This is a genomic window from Anoxybacillus suryakundensis, from assembly GCF_001418025.1.
Classification (GTDB): domain Bacteria; phylum Bacillota; class Bacilli; order Bacillales; family Anoxybacillaceae; genus Anoxybacillus; species Anoxybacillus tengchongensis.
The window spans coordinates 1-23,462 of record NZ_LIOK01000006.1 but is presented as its reverse complement, the minus strand read 5'-3'; the positions used below and the strand labels follow the sequence as shown (position 1 = coordinate 23,462).

Here is a 23,462-nt window from a genome sequence, read left to right as displayed (position 1 = left end):
ACATGCCTGTCATTTCATATATCGATGCCGTTACGATGGCGATTCGCGAAGAAATGGAACGTGACCCGCGCGTATTCGTACTTGGGGAAGATGTCGGAAAAAAAGGTGGCGTATTTAAAGCGACGCAAGGACTGTATGATCAATTTGGCGAAGAGCGCGTCATCGATACGCCGCTTGCGGAATCTGCAATCGTTGGTGTCGGCATTGGCGCGGCTATGTACGGATTACGTCCAATTGCTGAAATTCAATTTGCCGATTTTATCATGCCGGCTGTAAACCAAATCATTTCGGAAGCAGCGCGCATTCGTTATCGTTCAAATAACGATTGGAATTGTCCGATTGTCATTCGTGCGCCGTACGGCGGTGGCGTTCACGGGGCGTTATACCATTCTCAATCTGTTGAAGCGATTTTTGCGAATCAACCGGGACTAAAAATTGTTATGCCATCTACCCCATACGACGTGAAAGGATTATTAAAAGCGGCCATTCGCGATGAAGATCCAGTTTTATTTTTTGAACATAAGCGAGCATATCGTCTCATTAAAGGAGAAGTGCCGACAGACGATTATGTGCTGCCGATTGGTAAAGCAGATGTCAAACGTGAAGGAGAAGACATCACAGTCATTACGTACGGTTTATGTGTTCATTTCGCGCTACAAGCTGCTGAAAAATTGGCGCAAGAAGGCATTTCTGCACACATTTTAGATTTGCGTACTGTATATCCGCTCGATAAAGAGGCGATTATTGAAGCCGCAAGCAAAACAGGAAAAGTGTTGCTTGTGACAGAAGACAATAAAGAAGGAAGCGTCATGAGCGAAGTTGCTGCCATCATTGCCGAACATTGCTTGTTCGACTTAGACGCACCGATTATGCGACTAGCTGGTCCAGATGTTCCGGCTATGCCATATGCGCCAACGATGGAAAAATTCTTTATGGTCAATCCGGATAAAGTCGAAAAGGCAATGCGCGAATTGGCGCAGTTTTAAGGAGGAGTCACGATGGCGATTGAGAAAATTACAATGCCACAGCTTGGTGAAAGTGTAACGGAAGGAACGATTAGCCAATGGCTCGTATCGGTTGGCACTCGTGTGAACAAATACGATCCGCTTGCGGAAGTGATGACAGATAAAGTAAATGCGGAAATCCCATCTTCATTTGCTGGTGTCATTAAAGAAATTATCGCAAAAGAAGGGGAAACGTTGCCGGTTGGTGCTGTCATTTGTACGATTGAAGTTGAAGGAGAAGGCACAGAAACGGCGGAAACGAAACGAGAAGAAGCACCGAAAGCGGAAGCGCCGGCAGTGCCAGCACAAGCAGTAGCGCCGAAAAAACCAGCGGGAGAAAAAGGCCGCTATTCGCCAGCCGTTCTTCGCCTTGCCCAAGAGCACAACATCGACCTTGAACAAGTACAAGGAACAGGCATGGGCGGACGCATTACGCGCAAAGACTTGTTGAAATTGATTGAATCAGGCAACATCCCAACGCCAAGTCAAGCGTCAACAACTCCGGTTCAAGCGCAAGCGTCTGTGCAATCGGTGCAAGAAGCACCAAAAGCGGAAGCTCCTGTTGCGGCAGCACCAAAACAAGCCGCTGCGCCTAACGTACCGGTTCAACCGGGCGATATTGAAATTCCAGTTACACCGGTTCGGAAAGCGATTGCGACGAACATGCTTCGCAGCAAGCACGAAGCTCCACATGCATGGACGATGGTAGAAGTCGATGTCACTAACTTAGTTGCTTATCGCGATTCAATTAAAGACGAGTTTAAAAAGCGTGAAGGCTTTAACTTAACGTATTTTGCGTTTTTTGTAAAAGCAGTCGCGCAAGCATTAAAAGAATTCCCACAAATGAACTCGATGTGGGCAGGAGATAAAATCGTTCAAAAGAAAGATATTAACATTTCGATTGCTGTAGCGACAGATGATGCTTTATTTGTACCAGTCATTAAACATGCTGATGAAAAATCGATTAAAGGTATTGCGCGTGAAATTGCTGAATTAGCAGCGAAAGTGCGGGCTGGTAAACTCCGCCCAGAAGATATGCAAGGCGGGACATTCACCGTCAACAACACCGGCTCGTTCGGCTCGGTGCAATCAATGGGCATTATTAACTATCCACAAGCAGCCATTTTGCAAGTCGAATCGATCGTCAAACGTCCTGTCGTGAAAGACGGCATGATCGCAATTCGTGACATGGTCAACCTTTGTTTATCGCTTGACCATCGCGTCCTCGACGGTTTAATTTGCGGTCGTTTCCTAGCGCGTGTCAAAGAAATTTTAGAAAACATGAATAAAGACAATACACCAATTTATTAAACGAAAAGAGGGTGTCCACTTAGGACCCCTCTTTCGTTATGTTATCCATTAATTACAATTGTTCGTTGCCCAAGCTGTCTATATATACTACAATAAATATGAATGTTTCAAAAATTAAAAAGAAAGCGCTTTAACGGTCTTCAAAGGGGAGGGATTGTAATGGCGGATTTTTTAACGATGAAAAATGCCTCGTTTCCTATTCCGACATATGACGAATGGAAACAAGAAGCAGAAAAATCGCTGAAAGGAAAACCGCTCGAAAAGTTAGGGACAACAACGTATGAACAACTGCAAGTAAAACCGATCTATGTACAAAGCGACATACAGGTAACTCTTGAGCAATATCCCGGGTTTCCTAGCTATGTGCGTGGGACGGAGCCAGATGGGTACATGACAAAACCATGGGCAGTCAGTCAAGCCATTTCTGCCAAAAGTCCTAAGGAATGGAACGAAATCGCCACATACGATATCGCAAGAGGACAGACGGAAATTCATCTTATTTTAGATGAGCTTCGATTTTCTATCACATCGCTGGCGGATGTCGAGACGATGTTTTCTGGCATTTCGCTTTCCGATTATTCGATTCGTCTCGATGCAGGGGCATGCTCATTATCCGTTTTGGCGCTGTTTGTCGCTTATTTCCATAAGCAACAACTTTCGCTTGATTCATTGCACGGAACAATCGGCATGGACCCGCTTGCGGCATTAGCGATAAAAGGAGAACTTTCTACGTCGCTGTCGACGCTGTATGACGTGATGGCGGATGTGACAAAATGGGCGAAAGAACAGATGCCTCATATAAAAACGGTCATCGTTCACGGAGAGCCGTATCATCACGGTGGAGCGAATGCGGTGCAAGAGTTAGCGTTTTCATTTGCGACTGCTGTTGAATATATAAACGAATGTTTAAAGCGCGGGTTGACGGTCGATGAAGTGGCCGAACGAATGAGTTTTTCGTTTGCGATCGGCGCTGACTTTTTTATGGAAATTGCAAAACTGCGTGCGGCTCGTGCGATGTGGTCGAATATTGTTCAAGCGTTTGGCGGAAGCGAGCAAGCACAAAAAATGTCGCTTCATGCGCGAACGTCGCATTTCACGAAAACAGTGTATGACCCATATGTGAACATGCTTCGGGCATCGGCAGAAGCGTTTGCTGCGATTGTCGGTGGAGCAAATAGTTTGCACGTTTCTCCATTTGATGAAGCGATTCGATCAGCGAATGAGTTTTCACGAAGAATTGCTCGTAATACACAATTGATTTTACGAGAAGAAGCACATATCGGGAAAGTCATCGACCCGGCTGGCGGTTCGTATTACGTTGAAACGTTAACGGCACAAATCGCAGAAGCTTCATGGAAGCTATTTCAACAAATCGAAGCGAAAGGCGGCATGACAAAAGCGCTTGAAGCAGGATTTGTGCAAGTAGAAATCGAAAAAATCGCCAAGTTGCGCGAACAAAACGTCAAAATGCGCAAAGAACGAATCATCGGCACAAACGTTTATGCGAATGTAGAGGAGCCAACACCGGATATCCAATCTGCATCGCCGACAAAAGATGAATCGTATGATGGCGAAACGATGAAGTGGAACGGAAATTGGGTAGAAAGTGCCATTACTTTCGTCCGTCATCGAGCGACCGCTCGAGGAATTGATGCTGCGCTCGCGATGACCGGTCCGTCGATTGCCATTCCCCCAGTTCGCCAATGGCGCCTATCTGAGCCGTTTGAGCAACTGCGTCAAGCAGCGGAGAGGTATTTAAAAACGCATGGAAAGCGTCCAACCGTGCATCTCATCAATCTCGGTGCTGTCGTCTATCATAAGGCGCGTGCTGATTTTATGACCGGCTTTTTTGAAGCAGGTGGATTTGCTGTCGTAAAAAATGACGGTTATATGTCGGTTGACGAGGCGATCAAAGAAGCGTTAGAAACAGACGGAACGCACTATATCATTTGCGGAACGGACGAAAGCTATCCGGAAGCGGTTCCAGCGATTGCGAAAGCATTAAAGGGCGTGAATCCGCCACGAAACGTCTACGTTGCTGGAAAACAATCGCCAGAAATCGAAACTGCTTTTATAGAAGCTGGAGTGGACGGATTTATTCATATCGGTTCGAATTGCTATGAAACGCTTGTAGCGTTTATGAAGGACATGGGGGTGGCTTTAGATGGAGCGGAAAGTTGATTTTACGAATATTCCTTTCCAGCGAACAGGCGATACGGTGAGCGAACAACAATGGAAGCAGGCTATCGAAGAAAAGCTGCAAACATCCATTGACGACCTTTTCTTTCAAACAAATGAACAAATTTCGCTTAAACCGCTATATATAAAAAAAGATATTGAAGGATTTGATTTTCTCGATTATATGCCAGGCATTTCGCCGTATTTGCGCGGACCGTACCCAACAATGTACGTTGTTCGGCCTTGGACGATTCGCCAATACGCAGGTTTTTCCACCGCCGAAGAAAGCAACGCCTTTTACCGCCGTAATTTAGCCATGGGGCAAAAAGGGTTGTCGGTTGCGTTTGACCTTGCCACCCATCGCGGCTATGATTCTGACCATCCACGCGTCGTCGGCGACGTCGGCAAAGCAGGGGTCGCTATCGATTCGGTGCTCGATATGAAAATTTTATTCGATGGCATTCCGCTTGATCAAATGTCCGTATCGATGACGATGAATGGAGCTGTGCTCCCAATCATGGCGTTTTACATCGTCACTGCTGAAGAGCAGGGAGTGACGCGAGACAAACTGTCCGGTACGATCCAAAACGACATTTTAAAAGAATATATGGTGCGCAATACGTACATTTATCCGCCAGAAACGTCGATGCGCATTATCGCTGACATTTTCGCCTATACCGCAACATATATGCCAAAATTCAATAGCATTAGCATTTCCGGTTATCATATGCAGGAAGCGGGTGCGCCGGCGGATATTGAACTTGCCTATACGCTCGCCGATGGGCTTGAGTATGTGCGTACGGGCTTAAAAGCAGGTATTGACATCGACTCGTTCGCCCCGCGCTTATCGTTTTTCTGGGCAATTGGCATGAACTATTTTATGGAAGTGGCAAAAATGCGGGCAGCGCGTGTGATTTGGGCGAAAATGATGAAAACATTTAACCCGAAAAATCCGAAGTCATTGGCGTTGCGAACGCATTCACAAACATCGGGTTGGAGTTTAACCGAACAAGACCCGTTCAACAACGTTGTCCGCACGCTCATTGAAGCGCATGCAGCAGCGATGGGGCATACGCAGTCGCTCCACACAAACGCGCTTGATGAAGCAATTGCGTTACCGACTGATTTTTCTGCGCGCATCGCTCGCAATACGCAGCTCTATTTGCAGGAAGAAACGGGCATTTGCCGTGTCATTGACCCGTGGGCGGGCTCGTATTACGTCGAAACGTTGACGAACGAGCTAATGGAGCGAGCATGGAAACATATTGAAGAAATCGAAAATCTCGGTGGGATGGCGAGAGCGATTGAAACAGGATTGCCAAAAATGCGTATTGAAGAAGCAGCGGCAAGACGGCAGGCGAAAATTGATTCTGGGGCGGAAACGATTATTGGCGTGAACAAATATCGTCCGGAAAAAGAAGTGCCGATTGACATTTTAGAAGTCGATAATACCGCTGTCAGAGAGCGGCAAATTGAAAAATTAAAACAGTTGCGTGCTTCACGTGACGAAGCGCGTGTACAACAAGCGTTACAAGCGATTACAAAAGCGGTGGAAACAGGGGAAGGAAACTTGCTTGAATTAGCAGTTGAAGCCGCTCGTGCTCGTGCGACGTTAGGTGAAATTTCAGACGCCATTGAAAAAGTAGCAGGTAGACATAAAGCGGTCATTCGTTCTGTTAGCGGGGTATATAGCGCCGAGTTTGCGAACGAAGAAGAAATTGCGCGCGTGAAAAAAATGACGGATGAGTTTTATGAGCTAGAAGGAAGAAGACCGCGCATTTTAATCGCAAAAATGGGGCAAGATGGGCACGACCGTGGGGCAAAAGTTATTGCCACCGCATTTGCCGATTTAGGGTTTGACGTCGATATTGGCCCGCTCTTTCAAACGCCAGAAGAGACAGCGCGACAAGCAGTTGAAAACGATGTGCACGTCGTTGGAATGAGCTCGCTTGCTGCGGGGCATAAAACGTTATTGCCACAACTTGTTGAAGAGTTGCGAAAATTAGGGCGGGAAGATATGATCGTCGTTGTTGGTGGGGTCATTCCACCACAAGACTATGAATTTTTATATGAACATGGTGCAGCAGCTATTTTCGGACCAGGTACAATTATCCCGGTCGCGGCGCAAAAAGTATTGCATGAAATTTATCGACGACTCGGTTATGAGGAAGTGAGCGAATGAATGATGAGCGAACATCCCGACCAGAATGGGCTGATGACGGAAATACGTTTGCCACATCATACGTCAAAGGAAGTGACAATGTTTATGCATCAAAAGAAAGACGGTGGGTGAAACGAAAAGAACGTTCAGTTGAGGAATACGTCGCAGGGATATTAAATAACGAACGCACCATTTTAGCGCAAGCGATCACGCTTATTGAAAGCAATGCGGCAAAACATACAGAAAAGGCTCAACGCATATTGCATGAGCTCCTTCCTTATGTGGGGCGTTCCATTCGCATCGGCATTACTGGTGTACCGGGAGCGGGAAAAAGTACGTTTATTGAAGCATTTGGGCAATTTTTATGCGACAAAGGTCATCGTGTTGCCGTGTTAGCTGTTGATCCGAGCAGCTCGCTTACAGGAGGAAGCATTCTTGGCGATAAAACGCGCATGGAAAATTTAGCTCGAAACCCACGTGCGTTTATTCGCCCATCGCCATCGGGTGGCACGCTCGGTGGCGTGCATCGAAAAACGCGTGAGACGATGTTGCTTTGTGAAGCAGCAGGATATGATATTATTCTTGTTGAAACAGTTGGTGTTGGCCAAAGCGAAGTGGCAGTGCGCGCCATGGTTGATTTTTTCTTATTGCTCGCTTTAACGGGCGCTGGTGACGAACTACAAGGAATGAAAAAAGGAATGATGGAGCTCGTCGATGCCATCGTCATTAATAAGGCAGATGGAGATAATAAAAAGAAGGCGGAGCTTGCAAAAGAAGAATATAATCAAATTTTACATTACTTACGTCATGCAACGAAAGGTTGGGGGACGAAAGCATATACATGTTCTTCTCTTTACGGAGAGGGCATTGAACAAATTTGGGAAGTAATCGAACGGTTTGTCCAAACGACAAAACAATCTGGCGTGTTTGAAGAAAGAAGAAGAGAACAGATGAAAGATTGGTTGCACGCGATGATTAAAGATTATTTGCATATCCGCTTTTTTCATCATCCGGCTGTACAACAACAGTTGCCGACCATTGAACAAGATGTGATAGAAGGGAAACAATTGGTCACGATGGCCGCTCAGCAATTAATTCGTTTATATGAGCAAACGTAAAAGGTGTCCGTTATGGGCACCTTTTATATGGGATATGTTATAATGAGGGCGGAGTGTGATATTTGTGTTAAAAATTGGTTATCGGACAGTAAAAACAGCGATTGGAACGGCGAGTGCCATTGCGCTTGCCCAATGGTTACATCTTGAAAATTTCGCTTCTGCCGGCATTATTACAATACTTTGTATTCAAGTGACGAAAAAAAAGTCGTTGCAAACAGCACGCGCCCGATTTGTTGCTGGGCTAGTGGGCTTATTGTTTTCATTTCTCTTTTTTGAAGGGCTTCATTATCATCCGCTCTCAATTGGGTTATTGTTGTTGTTTTTTATTCCAACGACCGTTTCGTTAAAAGTAACTGAAGGGATTGCAACAAGTACGGTTATTATTTTGCACGTATATATGGCAAAAACGATGACGTGGCACCTCGTATATAATGAAGTGATGTTAATGATTATTGGAATCGGTATCGCTTTACTTGTCAATATGTACATGCCGAGCGTTGAAAAAGACTTAAAAGAGTATCAACGTATTGTAGAAGATTTATTTCGTATTATTTTTAAAGAAATTGTTCATTATTTACGTACGAACGAAAGTTTATGGGACGGGAAAGAAATTGCGTTAGCAAGCGATACGTTAAAGCAAGCGAAGGCGCTTGCGTTACAAAACATTGAAAACCATTTTTTACGCAATGAAGATTATTATTATCGATATTTTCGTATGCGTGAGCGGCAATTTGAAATTATTGAGCGCATGTTGCCGCTCATTAGTTCAATGACATATACGGTCGAGCAACGCAATATGATCGCCGATTTTATCGACGAATTAAGCGATGCCATTCACCCAGGAAATACAGCGGATCGTTTTATTCGTCAGCTTGAAGCGATGAAAAAGCAGTTTCAACAAATGCCGTTGCCAAAAACGCGTGAAGAATTTGAAGAACGAGCTGCTCTTTTGCATTTTGTGAAAGAGATGGAGCAATATTTAATCATTAAAAGCCAATTATAACGGTATGATCGCCCTTTTTTGATGCACAATAATTGAAAAAAAGGGTGAGATCATGTCGCTTTTGTTTGCTTTTTTTCTTTTTATTTCGCCGCTTTGGCCACTTGGAGACAATCCGCGGGTCGGCGATCCAATGATCGTTGTCAACAAACAAACGAATCAACTTGCTTTTATTCGCAACGGGAAAATTGAACGCATATATCGGGTGGCGACAGGAAAAACGAATGCGCTCACACCAGAAGGATTATTTACGGTTACAGTGAAGGCGGTGAACCCGTATTATCGGAAAAAAAACATTCCGGGAGGTGCACCGAATAACCCACTTGGCACGCGCTGGATTGGATTTGAGGCCCGCGGGACAGACGGTCGAACGTATGGGATTCATGGAACGAATCGACCGTCATCGATTGGACGTTATATAACAGAAGGATGTGTAAGAATGCACAATCGTGATGTCGAGGCGTTATATCCAAACGTGCCTATTGGAACGAAAGTAGCGATTGTGAAAACAAGTCAATCATTTCAACAGCTCGGGAAAAAGTACGGAGCGCTCAAATAGAACAAGCTGGCCGAATGCGGTCAGCTTGTTCTATATCCACATGCTTAACCCAGCAAGCAATGATGTCAACAGCATCGAACCGAGCATTAAATAAACGACGATTTTTTGTACTTTTTTTGAATGCATCATTCTTCACCTCTTGCTTCCTATTGTACAAACATGCTGTTCGACAAACAAGCAGGAAAAAATGCAAAAAAAGAAGGAAAAACGAAAAAGAATGTCGAAATACATAGACGGTTTGCAGCCGAGAACAACAAAGGGGTGGGGGCATGGAAGTGAAAAAAGTCGATCATATTGGTATTGCAGTCAAATCGTTAGACGAGGCGCTTCCGTTTTATACGGATACGCTCGGCTTATCGTGCGTTGGCATTGAAACAGTCGAATCAGAACAAGTTCGGGTAGCATTTTTAAAAGTCGGCGATGTCAAGCTTGAGCTGCTTGAGCCGCTTTCTGAACATAGTCCCATTGCTTCTTTTATTGAAAAAAGAGGTGAAGGTATTCATCATGTCGCGCTTGGCGTGGATGATATTGAACTGCGCATTCAGGAGTTAAAAAATAACGGCATTCGTATGATTCACGAACAGCCGAAGCGCGGTGCAGGTGGTGCACACATCGCTTTTATGCATCCGAAATCAGCCCGCGGCGTGTTATATGAGCTTTGTGAAAAGGTCGGTGGGCAATAATGGATATGTACGATAAAATAAACGAGTTATATGACCGTCGTCGAGAAATTGAGTTAGGTGGTGGCGACGATAAAATTGCAAAGCAACATGAAAAGGGAAAATTAACGGCAAGAGAGCGAATCGATCTCTTATTAGATGAAGGGACATTCGTTGAGTTAAATCCGTTTATTGAACATCGTTGCACCGACTTTGGATTAGCGGGGAGAAAGGGTCCAGGTGACGGAGTTGTCACAGGATACGGTAAAATCGATGGGAGAACGGTATTTGTCTTTTCGCAAGACTTTACTGTATTCGGTGGAGCGCTTGGGGAGATGCATGCGAAAAAAATTGCGAATATTATGGATTTAGCAGCGAAAACAGGGGCTCCAATCATTGGATTAAACGATTCTGGTGGCGCGCGCATTCAAGAAGGCGTATTGTCGCTTGATGGATACGGTCATATTTTTTATCGAAACTCGATTTATTCAGGCGTTGTTCCACAAATTTCTGTCATCATGGGGCCATGTGCAGGAGGGGCTGTCTATTCACCAGCCATTACCGATTTTGTTTTTATGGTCGAAAAAACGAGCCAAATGTTTATTACGGGACCGAAAGTGATTGAAACGGTGACTGGAGAAAAGATTAGTGCAGAAGATTTAGGTGGGGCGCGTGTTCATAATACGATTAGCGGAAATGCCCACTTTTCAGGCGCGACAGAAGAAGAGGTGCTTGCCCAAGTACGACGGCTATTAAGCTATCTTCCACAAAATTGTCAAGAAAAGCCGCCTGTTGCACCTGCACAAAAGGAAAGCGATTACCGTCCCGATTTAGCGGATGCTATTCCCATTGATGCGGTACGTCCATACGATGTGCGAAACGTCGTGTGGCAAGTCGTTGACGAAGGATCGTTTATGGAAGTACAAAAAGATTTTGCGAAAAATATTGTCATCGGTTTTGCCCGCATAAAAGGGGAAGTTGTCGGACTTGTATGCAACCAACCGAAGTTTATGGCGGGAGGACTAGATATTGACTCATCGGATAAAGCGGCGCGCTTTATTCGTTTTTGCGACTCGTTTAATATTCCGATTATTACATTTGAAGATGTGACGGGCTTTTTCCCGGGAGTCAAACAAGAGCATGGGGGAATTATTCGCCACGGGGCAAAAATTTTATATGCGTATTCGGAAGCGACCGTGCCGAAAATAACGGTTATTTTACGGAAAGCATATGGCGGAGCATACGTTGCATTAAACAGTAAATCGATTGGGGCGGATGTCGTATACGCATGGCCAAATGCAGAAATTGCTGTGATGGGACCACAAGGGGCAGCGAACATTATTTTCGCAAGCGACATCGAAAATAGTCCGAACCCAGAAGAAACGCGAGCGCAAAAAATTGAAGAATATCGCGACAAGTTTGCGAATCCATATGTCGCAGCAAAATACGGCATGGTCGATGACGTCATCGATCCACGCGACACGAGAATCAAACTCATTCAAGCGCTCGATATGCTTCGTCATAAACATGAAGAACGTCCGAAAAAGAAACATGGGAATATTCCTTTGTAAAGGACATACCGCCAGTTGTTTGGCGGTATATGTTTTTTTGAAAAATAATTGTACGTTTCGCAAACGATATAAAAATCCGTTATACTTAAAGATGAGTACATACATAGGAGGATGCGAGATGGTCAATGAGCAGCGTTTAGTCGAAGAATTTTTAGAGCTTGTGCAAATCGATTCGGAAACGAAATATGAGCGCGACATTGCGGATGTGTTGAAAACAAAGTTTGAGGCGCTCGGTTTGCACGTCATTGAAGATGATACGACAGCGCAAACAGGGCATGGGGCAGGAAATTTAATTTGCACTTTGCCAGCGACAAAAGAAGGAGTCGATCCGATTTACTTTACATCTCATATGGATACCGTTGTGCCAGGAAAAGGGGTGAAACCGTCCATTCAAAATGGATATATCGTCACAGATGGTACGACGATTTTAGGCGCGGACGATAAAGCAGGGCTTGCCGCGATGTTTGAAGCGCTCCGCGTATTAAAAGAAAAACAAATCGCCCACGGCACAATTCAATTTATTATTACTGTTGGAGAAGAGTCCGGGCTCGTTGGGGCGAAGGCGCTCGATCCGTCGCTTATTCAAGCGAAATTTGGCTATGCGCTAGATAGCGATGGAAAAGTTGGACAAATTATCGTTGCTGCTCCGACGCAAGCAAAGTTGAAAGTGACCGTTCACGGAAAGACGGCTCATGCAGGTGTTGCACCAGAGCGTGGCGTATCGGCGATTACAATCGCCGCCAAAGCGATTGCGCAAATGCCGCTTGGTCGCATTGATGAAGAAACAACCGCAAACATCGGTCGCTTTGAAGGTGGAACACAAACGAACATCGTTTGCGATCGCGTTGATATTTTAGCTGAGGCACGTTCGCTCGTTCCAGAAAAAATGGAAGCGCAAGTGGCAAAAATGAAAGAAGCGTTTGAGCGCGTAGCGGAAGAAATGGGCGGTCGTGCAGATGTTCATGTGGAAGTGATGTATCCAGGATTTAAATTTGGCGACGGCGATCATGTTGTTGAAATCGCAAAACGAGCAGCTGAAAAAATTGGTCGTCCGCACGAGCTGTTGCGTAGCGGCGGCGGCAGCGATGCGAACGTCATTGCCGGATTTGGCATTCCAACGGTCAATTTAGCGATCGGTTATGAAGAGATCCATACAACAAATGAACGGATGCCAATTGAAGAACTTGTTAAAGCAACGGAAATGGTCATCGCTATTATTGAGGAAGTGGCTGCGAGGGGGTGAAACGATGAATAAAGTCGTCGTTTTCCAACTGTCTAACGAACAATACGCCATTCCGGTTGAACATGTCGTTTCCATTGAAAAGATGAGCCATCCGACGCTCATTCCGAGCATGCCTTCGTACATGCTTGGCGTTGTTCGCATTCGTGGTGAGCTCGTTCCCGTACTAGATACATCACAAATTTTATATCGCTGTCCGTATACGAAAACAGAAAAAACGCGGCTTGTCGTTGTGCATACGAGCGATTTACACGTAGCATTTATCGTAGATGATGCAAAAGAAATTATTGATATTCCACCACATATGATGAAACAAGTGAATATGCTTGCTTATCAACAGACGCCATACTTTATCGGCATTGCCAATTTCCCTGATCGGCTCATTACAGTCATCGATCCTACGATATTGTTTAATCATTTAGAAGGAGTAAACATCATTAAAGAACATATAAAGAATGAGAGACAGAACACTTGAACGAGAAAAGACGATTGTGGTATGTTCTTTTTTGAACAATCAAAATATAGAAAGGAACGTTTACTATGGCGAAACAACAAATTGGTGTGATCGGTTTAGCAGTCATGGGAAAAAACTTGGCGCTCAACATTGAAAGCCGTGGATATTCCGTTGCTGTGTATAACCGTTCGCGTGAAAAAACGGATGAGTTTGTAAAGGAAGCAGAAGGAAAAAACATCGTTGGTACATACAGCATTGAAGAGTTTGTTCACGCGCTTGAGAAGCCGCGCAAAATTTTATTAATGGTAAAAGCAGGTGCCGCGACAGACGCAACAATCGAACAACTAAAGCCGTATTTAGAAAAAGGCGATATCGTCATCGATGGCGGCAATACGTATTTTAAAGATACGCAGCGCCGCAATAAAGAACTTGCGGAACTAGGCATTCATTTCATCGGCACAGGTGTTTCAGGTGGAGAAGAAGGGGCATTAAAAGGTCCTTCAATTATGCCTGGTGGACAAAAAGAGGCGCATGAACTCGTTCGTCCGATTTTCGAAGCAATTGCGGCAAAAGTCGACGGTGAGCCATGCACGACATACATCGGTCCAGACGGTGCAGGTCATTACGTAAAAATGGTGCATAACGGAATTGAATATGGCGACATGCAATTAATTGCCGAGGCATACTTTTTATTAAAACATGTGCTCGGATTAAATGCCCAAGAGCTTCATGAAGTGTTTGCGGAATGGAATAAAGGGGAATTAGACAGCTATTTAATTGAAATTACAGCGGACATTTTCACAAAAATCGATGAAGAAACGGGCAAGCCGCTTGTTGATGTCATTTTAGACAAAGCAGGGCAAAAAGGAACAGGAAAATGGACGAGCCAAAACGCGCTTGATCTAGGTGTTCCGCTTCCGATCATTACCGAGTCGGTATTCGCTCGCTTTATTTCGGCGATGAAAGAAGAGCGGGTGAAAGCGAGCAAGTTATTAGCAGGACCAGCTGCGAAGCCGTACGAAGGCGATCGCGCGCATTTTATCGAAGCTGTGCGCCGCGCGCTTTACATGAGCAAAATTTGCTCATACGCTCAAGGCTTTGCGCAAATGAAGGCTGCATCGGAAGAATACAACTGGAATTTGCAATATGGCAATATCGCGATGATTTTCCGCGGCGGTTGCATCATTCGTGCGCAATTTTTACAAAAAATTAAGGAAGCGTACGACCGCGACCCATCGCTTTCTAACTTATTGCTTGACCCATACTTTAAAGACATCGTTGAAAACTATCAACAATCGCTTCGCGAAATCGTTGCAACGGCAGCGATGCGCGGCATCCCGGTTCCGGCGTTCGCAAGCGCATTAGCTTACTATGACAGCTATCGGATGGAAACATTGCCAGCGAACTTAATCCAAGCCCAGCGCGACTACTTCGGTGCCCACACATACGAGCGCATCGACAAAGAAGGCGTGTTCCATACGGAATGGCTGAAATAAAACAAACCCCCTAGAGCAAGAGACTCTAGGGGGTGTTTATTATTGTTTGAACAATAATACGCGCGCTGGAGCAGCGTCAGTGCCGACGAGTTTAAGCGGAGCGGCGACCATCCAATATTCGCCTGCTGGGACGTCCTTTAGTCGGAGCCCTTCGATAATGATAATGCCATGGCTAAACAGCGTTTTATGCGTCGGGTGTCCCGCTTGATTGCGCTCGACGCCAAGCGCGTCGATGCCGACACCTCGAATGCGTTTTTCGGCTAAGTACGCTGCCGCATCTTCGGCAACGTAAATAAATTCAAAGTTAAAAGCGTCGTCGAACGAGTTTTTCGTTTTGAATAAGATAAAATCGTTCTCTTGAATGTCAAAATGAATGAGATCTTCTTTTGTAATGCGATCATCGACGTTTGTCACGTCTAATACTTTGCAGTAGCCGACAAGTTTTTCAAGCGGGATCGTTTCGAACGTTTCACCGTCTTTTACCATATGAAGCGGTGCGTCGATATGCGTACCTGTATGCACATCCATATCGATACGCGATTCGGTGACGTAATCGTTCGTAACGGTCATTAGCTTCGGTTGTTTTTCCGGCTTATTTTTATACACAGGCATTCCTTCAAAAATTGGGGCGGTGACATCGTACATGTTCATGTTTGTTTCCTCCTCACATATTTGGGCTAAGCGGCCACCAATGAAAGCCGTCTTTTTGCAATAGTTCGTCTGCTTTTTTCGGTCCCATCGAGCCTGCTTCGTAGTTCGGAAAGTCCGCGGCTTTCGTGTTTGCCCACACTTCCGAAATCGGATCGACAAAGCTCCATGAAGCAGCGACTTCATCCCAATGCGTAAAGTTTGTCGCATCGCCACGCATGCAGTCATATAACAATTTCTCATACGCTTCTGGTGTATTAATGCCGTCGATGCAGTTGTAGCAATAGTCGAGTTTTATCGGCGTCGTTTTCATGTTTTCGCCGCTTTTTTTCGCGTTCAAGTGAAGGGTAATGCCCTCGTCTGGCTGAATATGGATGACGAGCAAGTTCGGATGAACATATTCGCTTGTGCGATAATATAAATTCATCGGCACATCTTTAAATTGCACAACGATTTTCGTTGATTTTTCTGTCATTCGTTTTCCGGTTCGTATGTAAAATGGCACGCCTGCCCAGCGGAAGTTGTCGATCATTAATTTCCCTGCAACAAACGTTTCCGTATTCGAGTTTGGATCGACGTTATGTTCTTCACGATATCCGACGACTTGTTGCCCGCGCATCATGCCGCGACCGTATTGCCCGCGCACGAAGTATGTCTCGACGTCATCATGCGTCATCGGACGAAGGGCGCGCAACACTTTCACTTTTTCACTGCGAATGTCATCTGTCGTCAGCTTAATCGGTGGTTCCATTGCCAAAAGGGCGACCATTTGCAGCATATGGTTTTGCACCATATCGCGCAGTGCACCGGAGTGGTCGTAATAGCGCCCACGGTCTTCTACACCGAGCGTTTCGCTTGATGTAATTTGAATATTAGCAATAAACCGGTTGTTCCAAAGCGGTTCGAAAATGGCGTTCGCAAAGCGAATGACTTCAATGTTTTGCACCATTTCTTTGCCGAGATAATGATCGATCCGGAAAATTTGCTCTTCTAAAAACGATTGGCGAATTTCTTCATTTAGTTTTTTCGCGCTTTGTAAATCGTGACCGAACGGTTTTTCAATGACTAATCGCGTCCAGCCGTTCGTTGTCGTCAGTCCTTCTGATTTTAAATGCGATGTAATCGTTCCGAAAAACTCAGGCGCCATCGCTAAATAAAAAATGCGGTTACCTGGGATGTAAAATTGTTCTTCGACGTGTGTTAATAGTTCGTTTAATTGTTTGTATGATTGTGTATTTGTCGCATCTAGTGAATGATAGTAAAAATGAGAAATAAATTTCTCATCTATCAACTCTTGTTTCGTTGCTTCTTCAATTGTTTCTTTTACGTAGTGGCGAAACGATTCGTCTGTATGCGGGCGACGGGCAACGCCGACAACCGCAAACTGTTCATCAAGCTTTCCTTTTTGATAAAGTTTATAAATAGATGGGAATAGTTTACGTTTTGCTAAGTCGCCAGTCGCACCAAAAATTACAATTGTCGCTTTTGGTTGTACGTCATTCACGGATCACATACCTCGCTTTTATTCATTTTTTGAAAGGTTCATGATAATGTAATTTTAGAGGTTTATTGTGGTAAACGCAAATGTTTTATCTAATTAAAGAACAGAGAGGAGATCGTAGCGTGGAGTTATTGTTTTTAGGGACAGGCTCTGGTGTGCCATCAAAAGGTAGAAACGTTTCAGCTATCGCTCTTCAGTTGTTAGAAGAGAGAGGAGCGACATGGCTATTTGATTGCGGAGAAGCGACACAACATCAAATTTTACATACGTCTGTTCGCCCAAGACGTATTGAGCGTATTTTTATTACGCACTTACATGGCGATCACATTTTTGGTTTACCCGGATTGCTCGGTAGCCGTTCATTTCAAGGAGGAGAAACGCCGCTTTTTGTTTACGGTCCGGCGGGTATTCGTTCGTTCGTTGAAACGGCATTGACGGTCAGCGGCACGCGGCTAAAATATGAGCTACATATTGAAGAATTTACAGAAGGTGTCGTATTTGAAGATGAACAGTTTATTGTTACAGCAAAATTGCTTGATCACGGGTTGCCTTCGTACGGTTTTCGAATTGTCGAGAAAGATTTGCCGGGTACGCTGCTCGTTGACGAGCTGCGCGCGCTTGGTGTGAAGCCCGGTCCGATTTATCAACAAATTAAACGGGGAGAGCTCGTTACGTTAGATAACGGAACAGTTATTGATGGGCGTAAATTTGTTGCCCCACCGAAAAAAGGGCGCGTTGTGGTCATGATGGGAGATACACGTTATTGTGAGGCAAGTGTTGAACTAGCAAAACAAGCGGATGTGCTTGTCCATGAAGCGACATTTAGCGCAGAGGAAGCCCATTTAGCGCACGATTACTATCATTCAACGACGTTGCAAGCAGCGGAAGTAGCGAAACGAGCGGAAGTGAAGCAACTCATTTTGACACATATTAGCTCTCGTTATCAAGGAGAGATGTGTGAGCGACTCGTGGAAGAAGCAAAAACCATTTTTCCGAATGTCGCACTTGCCTTTGATTTTTCATCATTTCCGATTATAAGAAAAGGGAATGATGAGTGATGATCGAAGTAAAAGGGAGCGTCATCGATAAACAGACACGATGCGTACATTATCATAGTGAACGCGATGTCATTGCGATTAAGTTTTATTGTTGTCGAACGTATTTCCCGTGCGTGCACTGTCATGAAGAACATGGTTGCGGTCGACATGAAGTGTGGCCGAAAGAGCGTTTCCATGAAAAAGCTATTTTATGCGGCGTTTGCAAAACGGAACTAACGATTGAACAATATATGACAAGCAACTATTGTTGCCCAAGCTGCCATGCAGCGTTTAATCCGGGGTGTCAACTTCACGCCCACTATTATTTTGACATATAAAAGGATGTCCGTTGCATTGGACATCCTTTGTCGTGTTTTACCATCCTCTTACATATGGTTTTGGTGTTTCAAGCGATATGCCGAGTTCATTTGCGGCTGCTCTTGGCCAATATGGGTTGCGAAGAAGCTCGCGACCGATAAAAATGAGATCAGCGCGTCCGTTACGTAAAATTTCTTCTGCCTGTAAGCCTGACGTAATAAGCCCGACAGCACCAGTTGGCATGTCTGCTTCACGGCGAATTGTTTCAGCAAACGGCACTTGATAGCCTGGATATACTTGAATTTTTGCTGGAACGACAGCGCCAGAGCTGACATCAATGAGGTCAACACCTTGCGCTTTCATTCGTTTGGCATATTCGACGTAGTCGTTCACCGTTAAACCGTCCGGATGGTAGTCAGAAGCAGAAATGCGGACAAACAACGGTCCGTCCCATACTTCTTTTACCGCTTCAATCACTTCACTTAAAAAGCGGTAACGGTTTTCTCCACCGTATTCATCTGTTCGTTTGTTTGTAAGCGGCGATAAAAACTCGTTAATGAGATAGCCGTGCGCGGAGTGAATTTCGATGACATCAAATCTAGCTTCCTTGGCGCGACGCGCACCTTGTTGAAACGCATGAATCGTTTCTTCAATGTCCGCTTTTGTCATCTCTTTTGGCGTGCGCATCGTTTCATCAAATGGAAGTGGTGATGGCGCGATGATTTCTCCGGCAACCATCGCTTTTCGTCCGGCATGGGCAAGTTGGATGCCGATTTTGGCGCCTTGTTCGTGAACAAGTGAGGTAAGTGTACGTAATCCGTCAATATGGTCATCATTCCAAATGCCTAAATCGCGAGCTGAAATTCTTCCTTGTGGTGTCACGGCTGTCGCTTCGACAATAATAAGCCCGACTTGCCCAACAGCGCGAGATGCATAATGAATGAGATGCCAATTGTGCACCGTTCCGTCTTCGCGATCGCACGCATACATACACATCGGCGACATAACAATGCGGTTTTTAAAGGTAACATCTCGAATCGTATATGGTGAAAATAACATGGCTAATCCCTCCCACAGTATGTTTCATAACAAATGATACCATGGGTATTTGGAAAAGAAAAACAACTTGCACTATTGAACGGAGGAAAGCAGTGCCTCACCGAGTTCTTTTGAACGTTCAGTCGCTCGTTTAATGCAGGCAATCATCGCTTCTTGATAGCGATAACGTTCAAGTACGCCAATGCCTGCTTCTGTCGTTCCGCCTGGACTTGTCACTTCTTTGCGTAGGATGGAAGGATGCTTATTTGTTGCTTTTAACATATGGGCCGCGCCGATAATCGTTTGTAAAATAAGCTCTTTGGCAATATCACGCTCAAGCCCAATTTCATCCGCTGCTTTTTCCATCGCTTCAACTAAATAGTAAACGTACGCTGGTCCGCTGCCGGATAATCCTGTCACAGCATGCAAGTGCTTTTCATCAACAATCGTCACAATTCCGACTGTTTCAAATAACGTTTTTGCGATGCGCATATGTTCGTCCGTTGCGTATGCCCCTTGCGCTAATGCTGTGGCGGATTGTCCGATGGCTGCGGATGTATTCGGCATGGCGCGAATGACAGGCATTTGTTTTCCAATGAGCGATGCAATTGTATCGGTCGTTACTCCCGCAAGCAATGAAATAATAAGTTGCTGTTCGTTAAATGCATGTTTGATCGACGTCAAGCTATCCGCAACGTCTTTTGGCTTCATCGCTAAAATCACGATATGAGCTTCTTTCACTGCTTTTGCTTTATCTGTGTCGATTCGTACCCCGTATGTTTGTTGCATATATGTCAGTCGTTCCATTCGAGAGCGATTCGTTACGATCATTTGCTCTGGCTTATATAACGTTTGTGTCACCCCAGAAATAAGTGCTTCTGCCATCGATCCTGCACCGAGAAACGTGATTGTCATACTTTCTCCTCCTCGTCTCCAAAATAAAAAAGACCTTTCGTCCGATAAAGGACGGAAAGGTCTTTATTTCCGCGGTACCACCTTTGTTGGCACAATGTGCCCACCTCTTATGCCGGTATCGTCGGCAAGACGGTTAGGTTTGCCTAACAGCTCATAGGGTAGGTTCCATGATAAAGAGGGTAATGAAACCTTTCAGCCAATGGGTTTCACTCTCTTTTACCGTTTATCATGTACTGGCCCTAGTCATCGCTTCGTACATATATGATTTGTTTGCAATTATGCATGAAAAACAAGCGTGTTGTCAATAGGTTTCACGGTTTTATTTTCTGAATTTTTTTAATAAATAAATAAAAATAAATGACAAACAGAGAAAATAAGTGTAAACTGATAAACAGACGAAACGGAAAATTATGATGATATAATGAAGGAGTCAGAAAAATGGAACAGTTACATCGCATTGTCGTTCCCACGCCATTTGCTGTTGGGGATGTGAACATGTATATTATCGAAGGGGATCGTTTAACGCTCATCGATGCGGGTGTAAAAACGGAGGAAGCATGGAACGTTTTCGTTCGTGAATTGCAGAACATCGGCTACCAACCGACAGATATTGAACAAGTCATCATTACGCATCACCATCCAGATCACGTCGGTTTACTTGATTATTTGCCGCCGTCACTTCCTGTTATTGGGCATCGCAAAGCTGCGCCTTGGATTGCGAAAGATGCTGCTTTTTTTTCGTGGCACCAACAATATTTCGAACAATTTTTAATCGAGTGTGGCGTTGGCGAAGAGGGTGTGACGAAACTAGGAAACTTTCGGCGTTCTCTTCGTTTTTCGTGCGAGCGCTCGCTCACACAAGAAGTAAAAGAAGGGGATATGATTGAAGGTTGGACGGTCATCGAAACGCCAGGTCATGCGCAAAGTCACATCGTGTTGTATCGTGAAGCGGACGGTGTGATGATCGGAGGCGACCATTTGCTAGCAGCGATTTCATCTAATCCGCTGTTAGAACCTCCTGCGATTGGTGAAAAGGAACGACCGAAGCCACTTTTGCAATATAATGATTCATTAAAAAAACTACTCCAGTACGACATTACAACAATTGTTACGGGACATGGGGAAGATGTGACGGATGTCGCACCGCTTATTGACAAGCGGCTTGAAAAACAAAAAGAACGTGCACAGTACGTGTGGCAACTGTTGAATGAAAAGCCGATGACGGTATTTGACGTATGTCGATCACTTTTCCCGACTGTATATGAGCGAGAGTTTTTGTTGACGATGTCTGAAACGATTGGCCAACTGGATTATTTAGAGGCGATAGGTGCAGTGAAAAAAGAAAAAGATGATCAAATATATATGTACGAAGCGGTGAGATCATGAAACTGAAAGGGAAATACGTTGTTATTACAGGAGCATCGAGTGGCATCGGTGAGCAAATCGCATACGAAGTAGCTAAACGCGGAGGAATACCTGTATTGCTCGCACGTTCAAAAGAAAAGCTAGCGCAAATTGCGCAACAGATTGAACAAACGTACAGTATTTCTTGCCTATATGAGCAATTAGATGTTAGTAACGTAAAAGAAGTAGACGATGTATTTGATCGCTTGCTCACCTCGATCGATGTCCATATTCTTGTCAATAATGCTGGTTTCGGCGTATTTCGATACGTTGAACAGATTGATCTTTCGGAAGCGAAGCAAATGTTTGATGTCAATGTGCTCGGATTGATCGCTTGTACGAAAAAAGTGTATGCGCATATGATGGAAAAACGATCGGGTCATATTATTAATATCGCATCGCAAGCAGGAAAAATTGCCACGCCGAAATCGAGCGTATATGCGGCGACAAAACATGCTGTGCTCGGATTTACAAATAGTTTACGAATGGAAGCATCAATGTATGGCATTTATGTGACGGCTGTAAACCCTGGACCAATCGAAACGAACTTTTTTACCGTTGCTGATACGTCTGGGGAATATGTAAAGAACGTAAAGCGATGGATGCTCCGCCCGGAATTTGTCGCAAAGCGCATCGTTGATGTGATGCTTACCCCTACGCGCGAAGTGAACTTGCCGTTTTGGATGCATATGGGAAGCCGTATATATCAACTATTTCCATCGCTCATTGAAAAAGTCGGCAAACAAGCATTTTTAAAAAAGTAAGAGAGGTTGAAATGATGAACGTGACATTGACAAAACGAGCGATTGAACATCTTCGTCGTGTTCAAGGAAATAAACATGTGAAACTCATATACGATACAGATGGTTGCGGATGTGCCGTAAATGGAGTGCCTGTTTTGTTGCTCATCGATGAACTAGATGAGCATGATGTAGCGATCGAAACAAACGATGTGCCCATTTGGATGGAAAAACATCAGCTCATTTTTTTCGATGATCAAATGACGCTTGACGTTGTCGATAGAGCAGGGTGTTTTCAATTAAAAAGTCCAAATCAAATATTGAATCCGCGCATGTCACTGGTTGAGCGCTAAAAAATAAAAAAGCCCGGAATAAAAGCCGGGCTTATTCGTTTTTCGGCGCGCGAACGACCGATTGAAATTTTCCTTTATGGGCTGCATCACAAAACGGCATGTTTTGTGAGAGCCCACAACGACAGAGAGAAAACGTTTCTTTTGTTTCAAACTTGTTTCCTTCCATGTCAATTAATTCGACATCGCCGGTTACACGAAATGAACCATTATCCATCACTTTAATTTGTACTTTCGTCATTTTTCCACCTCCTTGTATACCTTATATCGTATATACTATCTTATTTCATATTGGAAATGCAAGGACGTACATGTTTGTCTGAATAGTGACAAGATAGCTACATTATACTTTTTGTGATAAATATCACATGATCCCTCTCCACCTTTTTGTACAATGGGAAGTAGTGATTGAGGTAGCGTCAAAAAATCTATGAAAAGTCATCACGGGCTACCTTTTGAAGGGAAATAAAGGGGATGGTGGAATCGGATTCGCCCTTGACCAACACTCGCCAAAGGAGAAAAACGGTCAGTAAGGGCAAGGGCAGAAAAGAAGGGCATAGGAAAGCAGCCCTTGCCCTATCCTGATTTTACCTTTGGCGAGGTTCGGATGGTCAAGGGTACGCTCCGCCGAATCCGTCCTTAGGATGCGGCTTGTTGGGTCAACATCTCTTGAGCCATGACAATGAGCCTTGCCCAACGTGCCGGCATATGCGGAAGGCTCTCTAACGCTGGGATGACGACCGGTACCCGTTTTTCTAAC

At 44.7% G+C, this 23,462-nt stretch carries 23 protein-coding genes; 17 read left to right on the top strand and 6 right to left on the bottom strand.

Annotated features, from left to right (window positions below; genetic code table 11):
* Positions 1–2 precede the first annotated feature (2 nt).
* The 7 genes from ASC42_RS05555 to ASC42_RS05525 all read left to right on the top strand — a co-directional run bounded on the left by ASC42_RS05555 (position 3) and on the right by ASC42_RS05525 (position 9,331).
* Positions 3–986 (top strand): alpha-ketoacid dehydrogenase subunit beta, encoded by a 984-nt coding sequence (locus ASC42_RS05555; protein ID WP_003394199.1) that lies wholly within the window; start codon positions 3–5, stop codon positions 984–986.
* A 12-nt stretch (positions 987–998) separates the two neighbouring features.
* On the top strand, positions 999–2,315 hold the full coding sequence (locus ASC42_RS05550; protein WP_055440912.1) for a dihydrolipoamide acetyltransferase family protein: 1,317 nt from the start codon (positions 999–1,001) through the stop codon (positions 2,313–2,315).
* Between the two features lie 159 nt (positions 2,316–2,474).
* Complete coding sequence (locus ASC42_RS05545; RefSeq protein WP_055440911.1) at positions 2,475–4,496, top strand: methylmalonyl-CoA mutase family protein; 2,022 nt, start codon at positions 2,475–2,477, stop codon at positions 4,494–4,496.
* Positions 4,480–6,675, top strand: coding sequence for a methylmalonyl-CoA mutase (gene scpA, locus ASC42_RS05540; protein WP_055440910.1), 2,196 nt, complete (start codon positions 4,480–4,482; stop codon positions 6,673–6,675). The genes ASC42_RS05545 and scpA overlap by 17 nt, the downstream gene beginning before the upstream one ends.
* A complete protein-coding gene (gene meaB / locus ASC42_RS05535; protein WP_055440909.1) occupies positions 6,672–7,772 on the top strand; it encodes a methylmalonyl Co-A mutase-associated GTPase MeaB in 1,101 nt (366 codons plus the stop codon). Before scpA ends, meaB begins: the two co-directional genes overlap by 4 nt.
* Positions 7,773–7,836: 64 nt before the next feature.
* Entirely contained in the window at positions 7,837–8,775 is a 939-nt protein-coding gene (locus ASC42_RS05530; RefSeq protein WP_055440908.1) for an aromatic acid exporter family protein, read from the top strand.
* A 52-nt stretch (positions 8,776–8,827) separates the two neighbouring features.
* Positions 8,828–9,331, top strand: coding sequence for a L,D-transpeptidase (locus ASC42_RS05525; protein ID WP_055440907.1), 504 nt, complete (start codon positions 8,828–8,830; stop codon positions 9,329–9,331).
* A 30-nt stretch (positions 9,332–9,361) separates the two neighbouring features.
* Here ASC42_RS05525 and prli42 read toward each other — a convergent pair whose 3' ends face one another.
* Positions 9,362–9,460 carry a stressosome-associated protein Prli42 gene (gene prli42, locus ASC42_RS13915; protein ID WP_238811341.1) on the bottom strand — a complete coding sequence of 33 codons (99 nt, stop codon included), beginning with the start codon at positions 9,458–9,460 and terminating at the stop codon, positions 9,362–9,364.
* A 140-nt stretch (positions 9,461–9,600) separates the two neighbouring features.
* Between prli42 and mce the strand changes: the two genes are divergently transcribed.
* The 5 genes from mce (at position 9,601) to gndA (ending at position 14,751) form a co-directional block, all read left to right on the top strand.
* Positions 9,601–10,014: a methylmalonyl-CoA epimerase gene (gene mce, locus ASC42_RS05520; protein WP_032099988.1), complete on the top strand. Its 414-nt coding sequence runs from the start codon at positions 9,601–9,603 to the stop codon at positions 10,012–10,014.
* Positions 10,011–11,561, top strand: a complete 1,551-nt coding sequence (locus ASC42_RS05515; RefSeq protein WP_055440906.1) for an acyl-CoA carboxylase subunit beta — start codon at positions 10,011–10,013, stop codon at positions 11,559–11,561. The genes mce and ASC42_RS05515 overlap by 4 nt, the downstream gene beginning before the upstream one ends.
* A 118-nt stretch (positions 11,562–11,679) precedes the next feature.
* Positions 11,680–12,804 carry a M20/M25/M40 family metallo-hydrolase gene (locus tag ASC42_RS05510; protein WP_055440905.1) on the top strand — a complete coding sequence of 375 codons (1,125 nt, stop codon included), beginning with the start codon at positions 11,680–11,682 and terminating at the stop codon, positions 12,802–12,804.
* A 4-nt stretch (positions 12,805–12,808) separates the two neighbouring features.
* Complete coding sequence (locus ASC42_RS05505) at positions 12,809–13,276, top strand: chemotaxis protein CheW (RefSeq protein ID WP_055440904.1); 468 nt, start codon at positions 12,809–12,811, stop codon at positions 13,274–13,276.
* Positions 13,277–13,341: 65 nt separating this feature from the next.
* Positions 13,342–14,751, top strand: coding sequence for an NADP-dependent phosphogluconate dehydrogenase (gene gndA / locus ASC42_RS05500; RefSeq protein WP_055440903.1), 1,410 nt, complete (start codon positions 13,342–13,344; stop codon positions 14,749–14,751).
* Between the two features lie 39 nt (positions 14,752–14,790).
* Here the strand turns inward: gndA and ASC42_RS05495 are convergent, their stop codons facing one another.
* Together ASC42_RS05495 and zwf are read right to left on the bottom strand one after the other, a co-directional pair.
* Positions 14,791–15,402 (bottom strand): cyclase family protein, encoded by a 612-nt coding sequence (locus ASC42_RS05495; RefSeq protein ID WP_003394231.1) that lies wholly within the window; start codon positions 15,400–15,402, stop codon positions 14,791–14,793.
* Between the two features lie 13 nt (positions 15,403–15,415).
* A complete protein-coding gene (zwf, locus tag ASC42_RS05490; RefSeq protein ID WP_055440902.1) occupies positions 15,416–16,903 on the bottom strand; it encodes a glucose-6-phosphate dehydrogenase in 1,488 nt (495 codons plus the stop codon).
* A 119-nt stretch (positions 16,904–17,022) separates the two neighbouring features.
* Between zwf and rnz the strand changes: the two genes are divergently transcribed.
* Together rnz and ASC42_RS05480 are read left to right on the top strand one after the other, a co-directional pair.
* Positions 17,023–17,958 carry a ribonuclease Z gene (gene rnz / locus ASC42_RS05485; protein WP_055440901.1) on the top strand — a complete coding sequence of 312 codons (936 nt, stop codon included), beginning with the start codon at positions 17,023–17,025 and terminating at the stop codon, positions 17,956–17,958.
* The gene (locus tag ASC42_RS05480) at positions 17,958–18,275 is read left to right on the top strand and encodes a CHY zinc finger protein (RefSeq protein WP_055441050.1); all 318 of its coding nucleotides are present in this window, start codon (positions 17,958–17,960) and stop codon (positions 18,273–18,275) included. Before rnz ends, ASC42_RS05480 begins: the two co-directional genes overlap by 1 nt.
* Before the next feature lie 37 nt (positions 18,276–18,312).
* Here ASC42_RS05480 and namA read toward each other — a convergent pair whose 3' ends face one another.
* On the bottom strand, positions 18,313–19,314 hold the full coding sequence (gene namA / locus ASC42_RS05475; protein WP_055440900.1) for an NADPH dehydrogenase NamA: 1,002 nt from the start codon (positions 19,312–19,314) through the stop codon (positions 18,313–18,315).
* A gap of 72 nt (positions 19,315–19,386) precedes the next feature.
* Complete coding sequence (proI, locus tag ASC42_RS05470) at positions 19,387–20,208, bottom strand: pyrroline-5-carboxylate reductase ProI (RefSeq protein ID WP_055440899.1); 822 nt, start codon at positions 20,206–20,208, stop codon at positions 19,387–19,389.
* Positions 20,209–20,646: 438 nt separating this feature from the next.
* Here proI and ASC42_RS05465 point away from each other — a divergent pair, with 438 nt between their 5' ends.
* From ASC42_RS05465 to ASC42_RS05455, 3 genes are read left to right on the top strand one after another with little or no spacing between them, the layout of a single operon-like run.
* On the top strand, positions 20,647–21,594 hold the full coding sequence (locus ASC42_RS05465) for an MBL fold metallo-hydrolase (protein ID WP_055440898.1): 948 nt from the start codon (positions 20,647–20,649) through the stop codon (positions 21,592–21,594).
* Positions 21,591–22,376, top strand: coding sequence for an SDR family NAD(P)-dependent oxidoreductase (locus tag ASC42_RS05460; RefSeq protein ID WP_055440897.1), 786 nt, complete (start codon positions 21,591–21,593; stop codon positions 22,374–22,376). Before ASC42_RS05465 ends, ASC42_RS05460 begins: the two co-directional genes overlap by 4 nt.
* 14 nt (positions 22,377–22,390) lie before the next feature.
* Positions 22,391–22,705 carry an iron-sulfur cluster biosynthesis family protein gene (locus ASC42_RS05455; RefSeq protein ID WP_055440896.1) on the top strand — a complete coding sequence of 105 codons (315 nt, stop codon included), beginning with the start codon at positions 22,391–22,393 and terminating at the stop codon, positions 22,703–22,705.
* Positions 22,706–22,736: 31 nt separating this feature from the next.
* Here the strand turns inward: ASC42_RS05455 and ASC42_RS05450 are convergent, their stop codons facing one another.
* A complete protein-coding gene (locus ASC42_RS05450; protein ID WP_003394257.1) occupies positions 22,737–22,943 on the bottom strand; it encodes a CDGSH iron-sulfur domain-containing protein in 207 nt (68 codons plus the stop codon).
* Positions 22,944–23,462: the final 519 nt, after the last annotated feature.

What these genes read in the sequence shown, in the direction of transcription:
- ASC42_RS05550 (WP_055440912.1), top strand. Translation starts at nt 999, where the DNA reads ATGGCGATTGAGAAAATTACAATGCCACAGCTTGGTGAAAGTGTAACG.
- gndA (WP_055440903.1), top strand. Translation starts at nt 13,342, where the DNA reads ATGGCGAAACAACAAATTGGTGTGATCGGTTTAGCAGTCATGGGAAAA.
- namA (WP_055440900.1), bottom strand. Translation starts at nt 19,314, where the DNA reads ATGTTATTTTCACCATATACGATTCGAGATGTTACCTTTAAAAACCGC.
- ASC42_RS05510 (WP_055440905.1), top strand. Translation starts at nt 11,680, where the DNA reads ATGGTCAATGAGCAGCGTTTAGTCGAAGAATTTTTAGAGCTTGTGCAA.
- proI (WP_055440899.1), bottom strand. Translation starts at nt 20,208, where the DNA reads ATGACAATCACGTTTCTCGGTGCAGGATCGATGGCAGAAGCACTTATT.
- ASC42_RS05460 (WP_055440897.1), top strand. Translation starts at nt 21,591, where the DNA reads ATGAAACTGAAAGGGAAATACGTTGTTATTACAGGAGCATCGAGTGGC.
- meaB (WP_055440909.1), top strand. Translation starts at nt 6,672, where the DNA reads ATGAATGATGAGCGAACATCCCGACCAGAATGGGCTGATGACGGAAAT.
- ASC42_RS05455 (WP_055440896.1), top strand. Translation starts at nt 22,391, where the DNA reads ATGAACGTGACATTGACAAAACGAGCGATTGAACATCTTCGTCGTGTT.
- ASC42_RS05465 (WP_055440898.1), top strand. Translation starts at nt 20,647, where the DNA reads ATGGAACAGTTACATCGCATTGTCGTTCCCACGCCATTTGCTGTTGGG.
- ASC42_RS05545 (WP_055440911.1), top strand. Translation starts at nt 2,475, where the DNA reads ATGGCGGATTTTTTAACGATGAAAAATGCCTCGTTTCCTATTCCGACA.
- scpA (WP_055440910.1), top strand. Translation starts at nt 4,480, where the DNA reads ATGGAGCGGAAAGTTGATTTTACGAATATTCCTTTCCAGCGAACAGGC.
- ASC42_RS05450 (WP_003394257.1), bottom strand. Translation starts at nt 22,943, where the DNA reads ATGACGAAAGTACAAATTAAAGTGATGGATAATGGTTCATTTCGTGTA.
- ASC42_RS05495 (WP_003394231.1), bottom strand. Translation starts at nt 15,402, where the DNA reads ATGAACATGTACGATGTCACCGCCCCAATTTTTGAAGGAATGCCTGTG.
- mce (WP_032099988.1), top strand. Translation starts at nt 9,601, where the DNA reads ATGGAAGTGAAAAAAGTCGATCATATTGGTATTGCAGTCAAATCGTTA.
- ASC42_RS05555 (WP_003394199.1), top strand. Translation starts at nt 3, where the DNA reads ATGCCTGTCATTTCATATATCGATGCCGTTACGATGGCGATTCGCGAA.
- ASC42_RS05480 (WP_055441050.1), top strand. Translation starts at nt 17,958, where the DNA reads ATGATCGAAGTAAAAGGGAGCGTCATCGATAAACAGACACGATGCGTA.
- ASC42_RS05525 (WP_055440907.1), top strand. Translation starts at nt 8,828, where the DNA reads ATGTCGCTTTTGTTTGCTTTTTTTCTTTTTATTTCGCCGCTTTGGCCA.
- prli42 (WP_238811341.1), bottom strand. Translation starts at nt 9,460, where the DNA reads ATGATGCATTCAAAAAAAGTACAAAAAATCGTCGTTTATTTAATGCTC.
- ASC42_RS05505 (WP_055440904.1), top strand. Translation starts at nt 12,809, where the DNA reads ATGAATAAAGTCGTCGTTTTCCAACTGTCTAACGAACAATACGCCATT.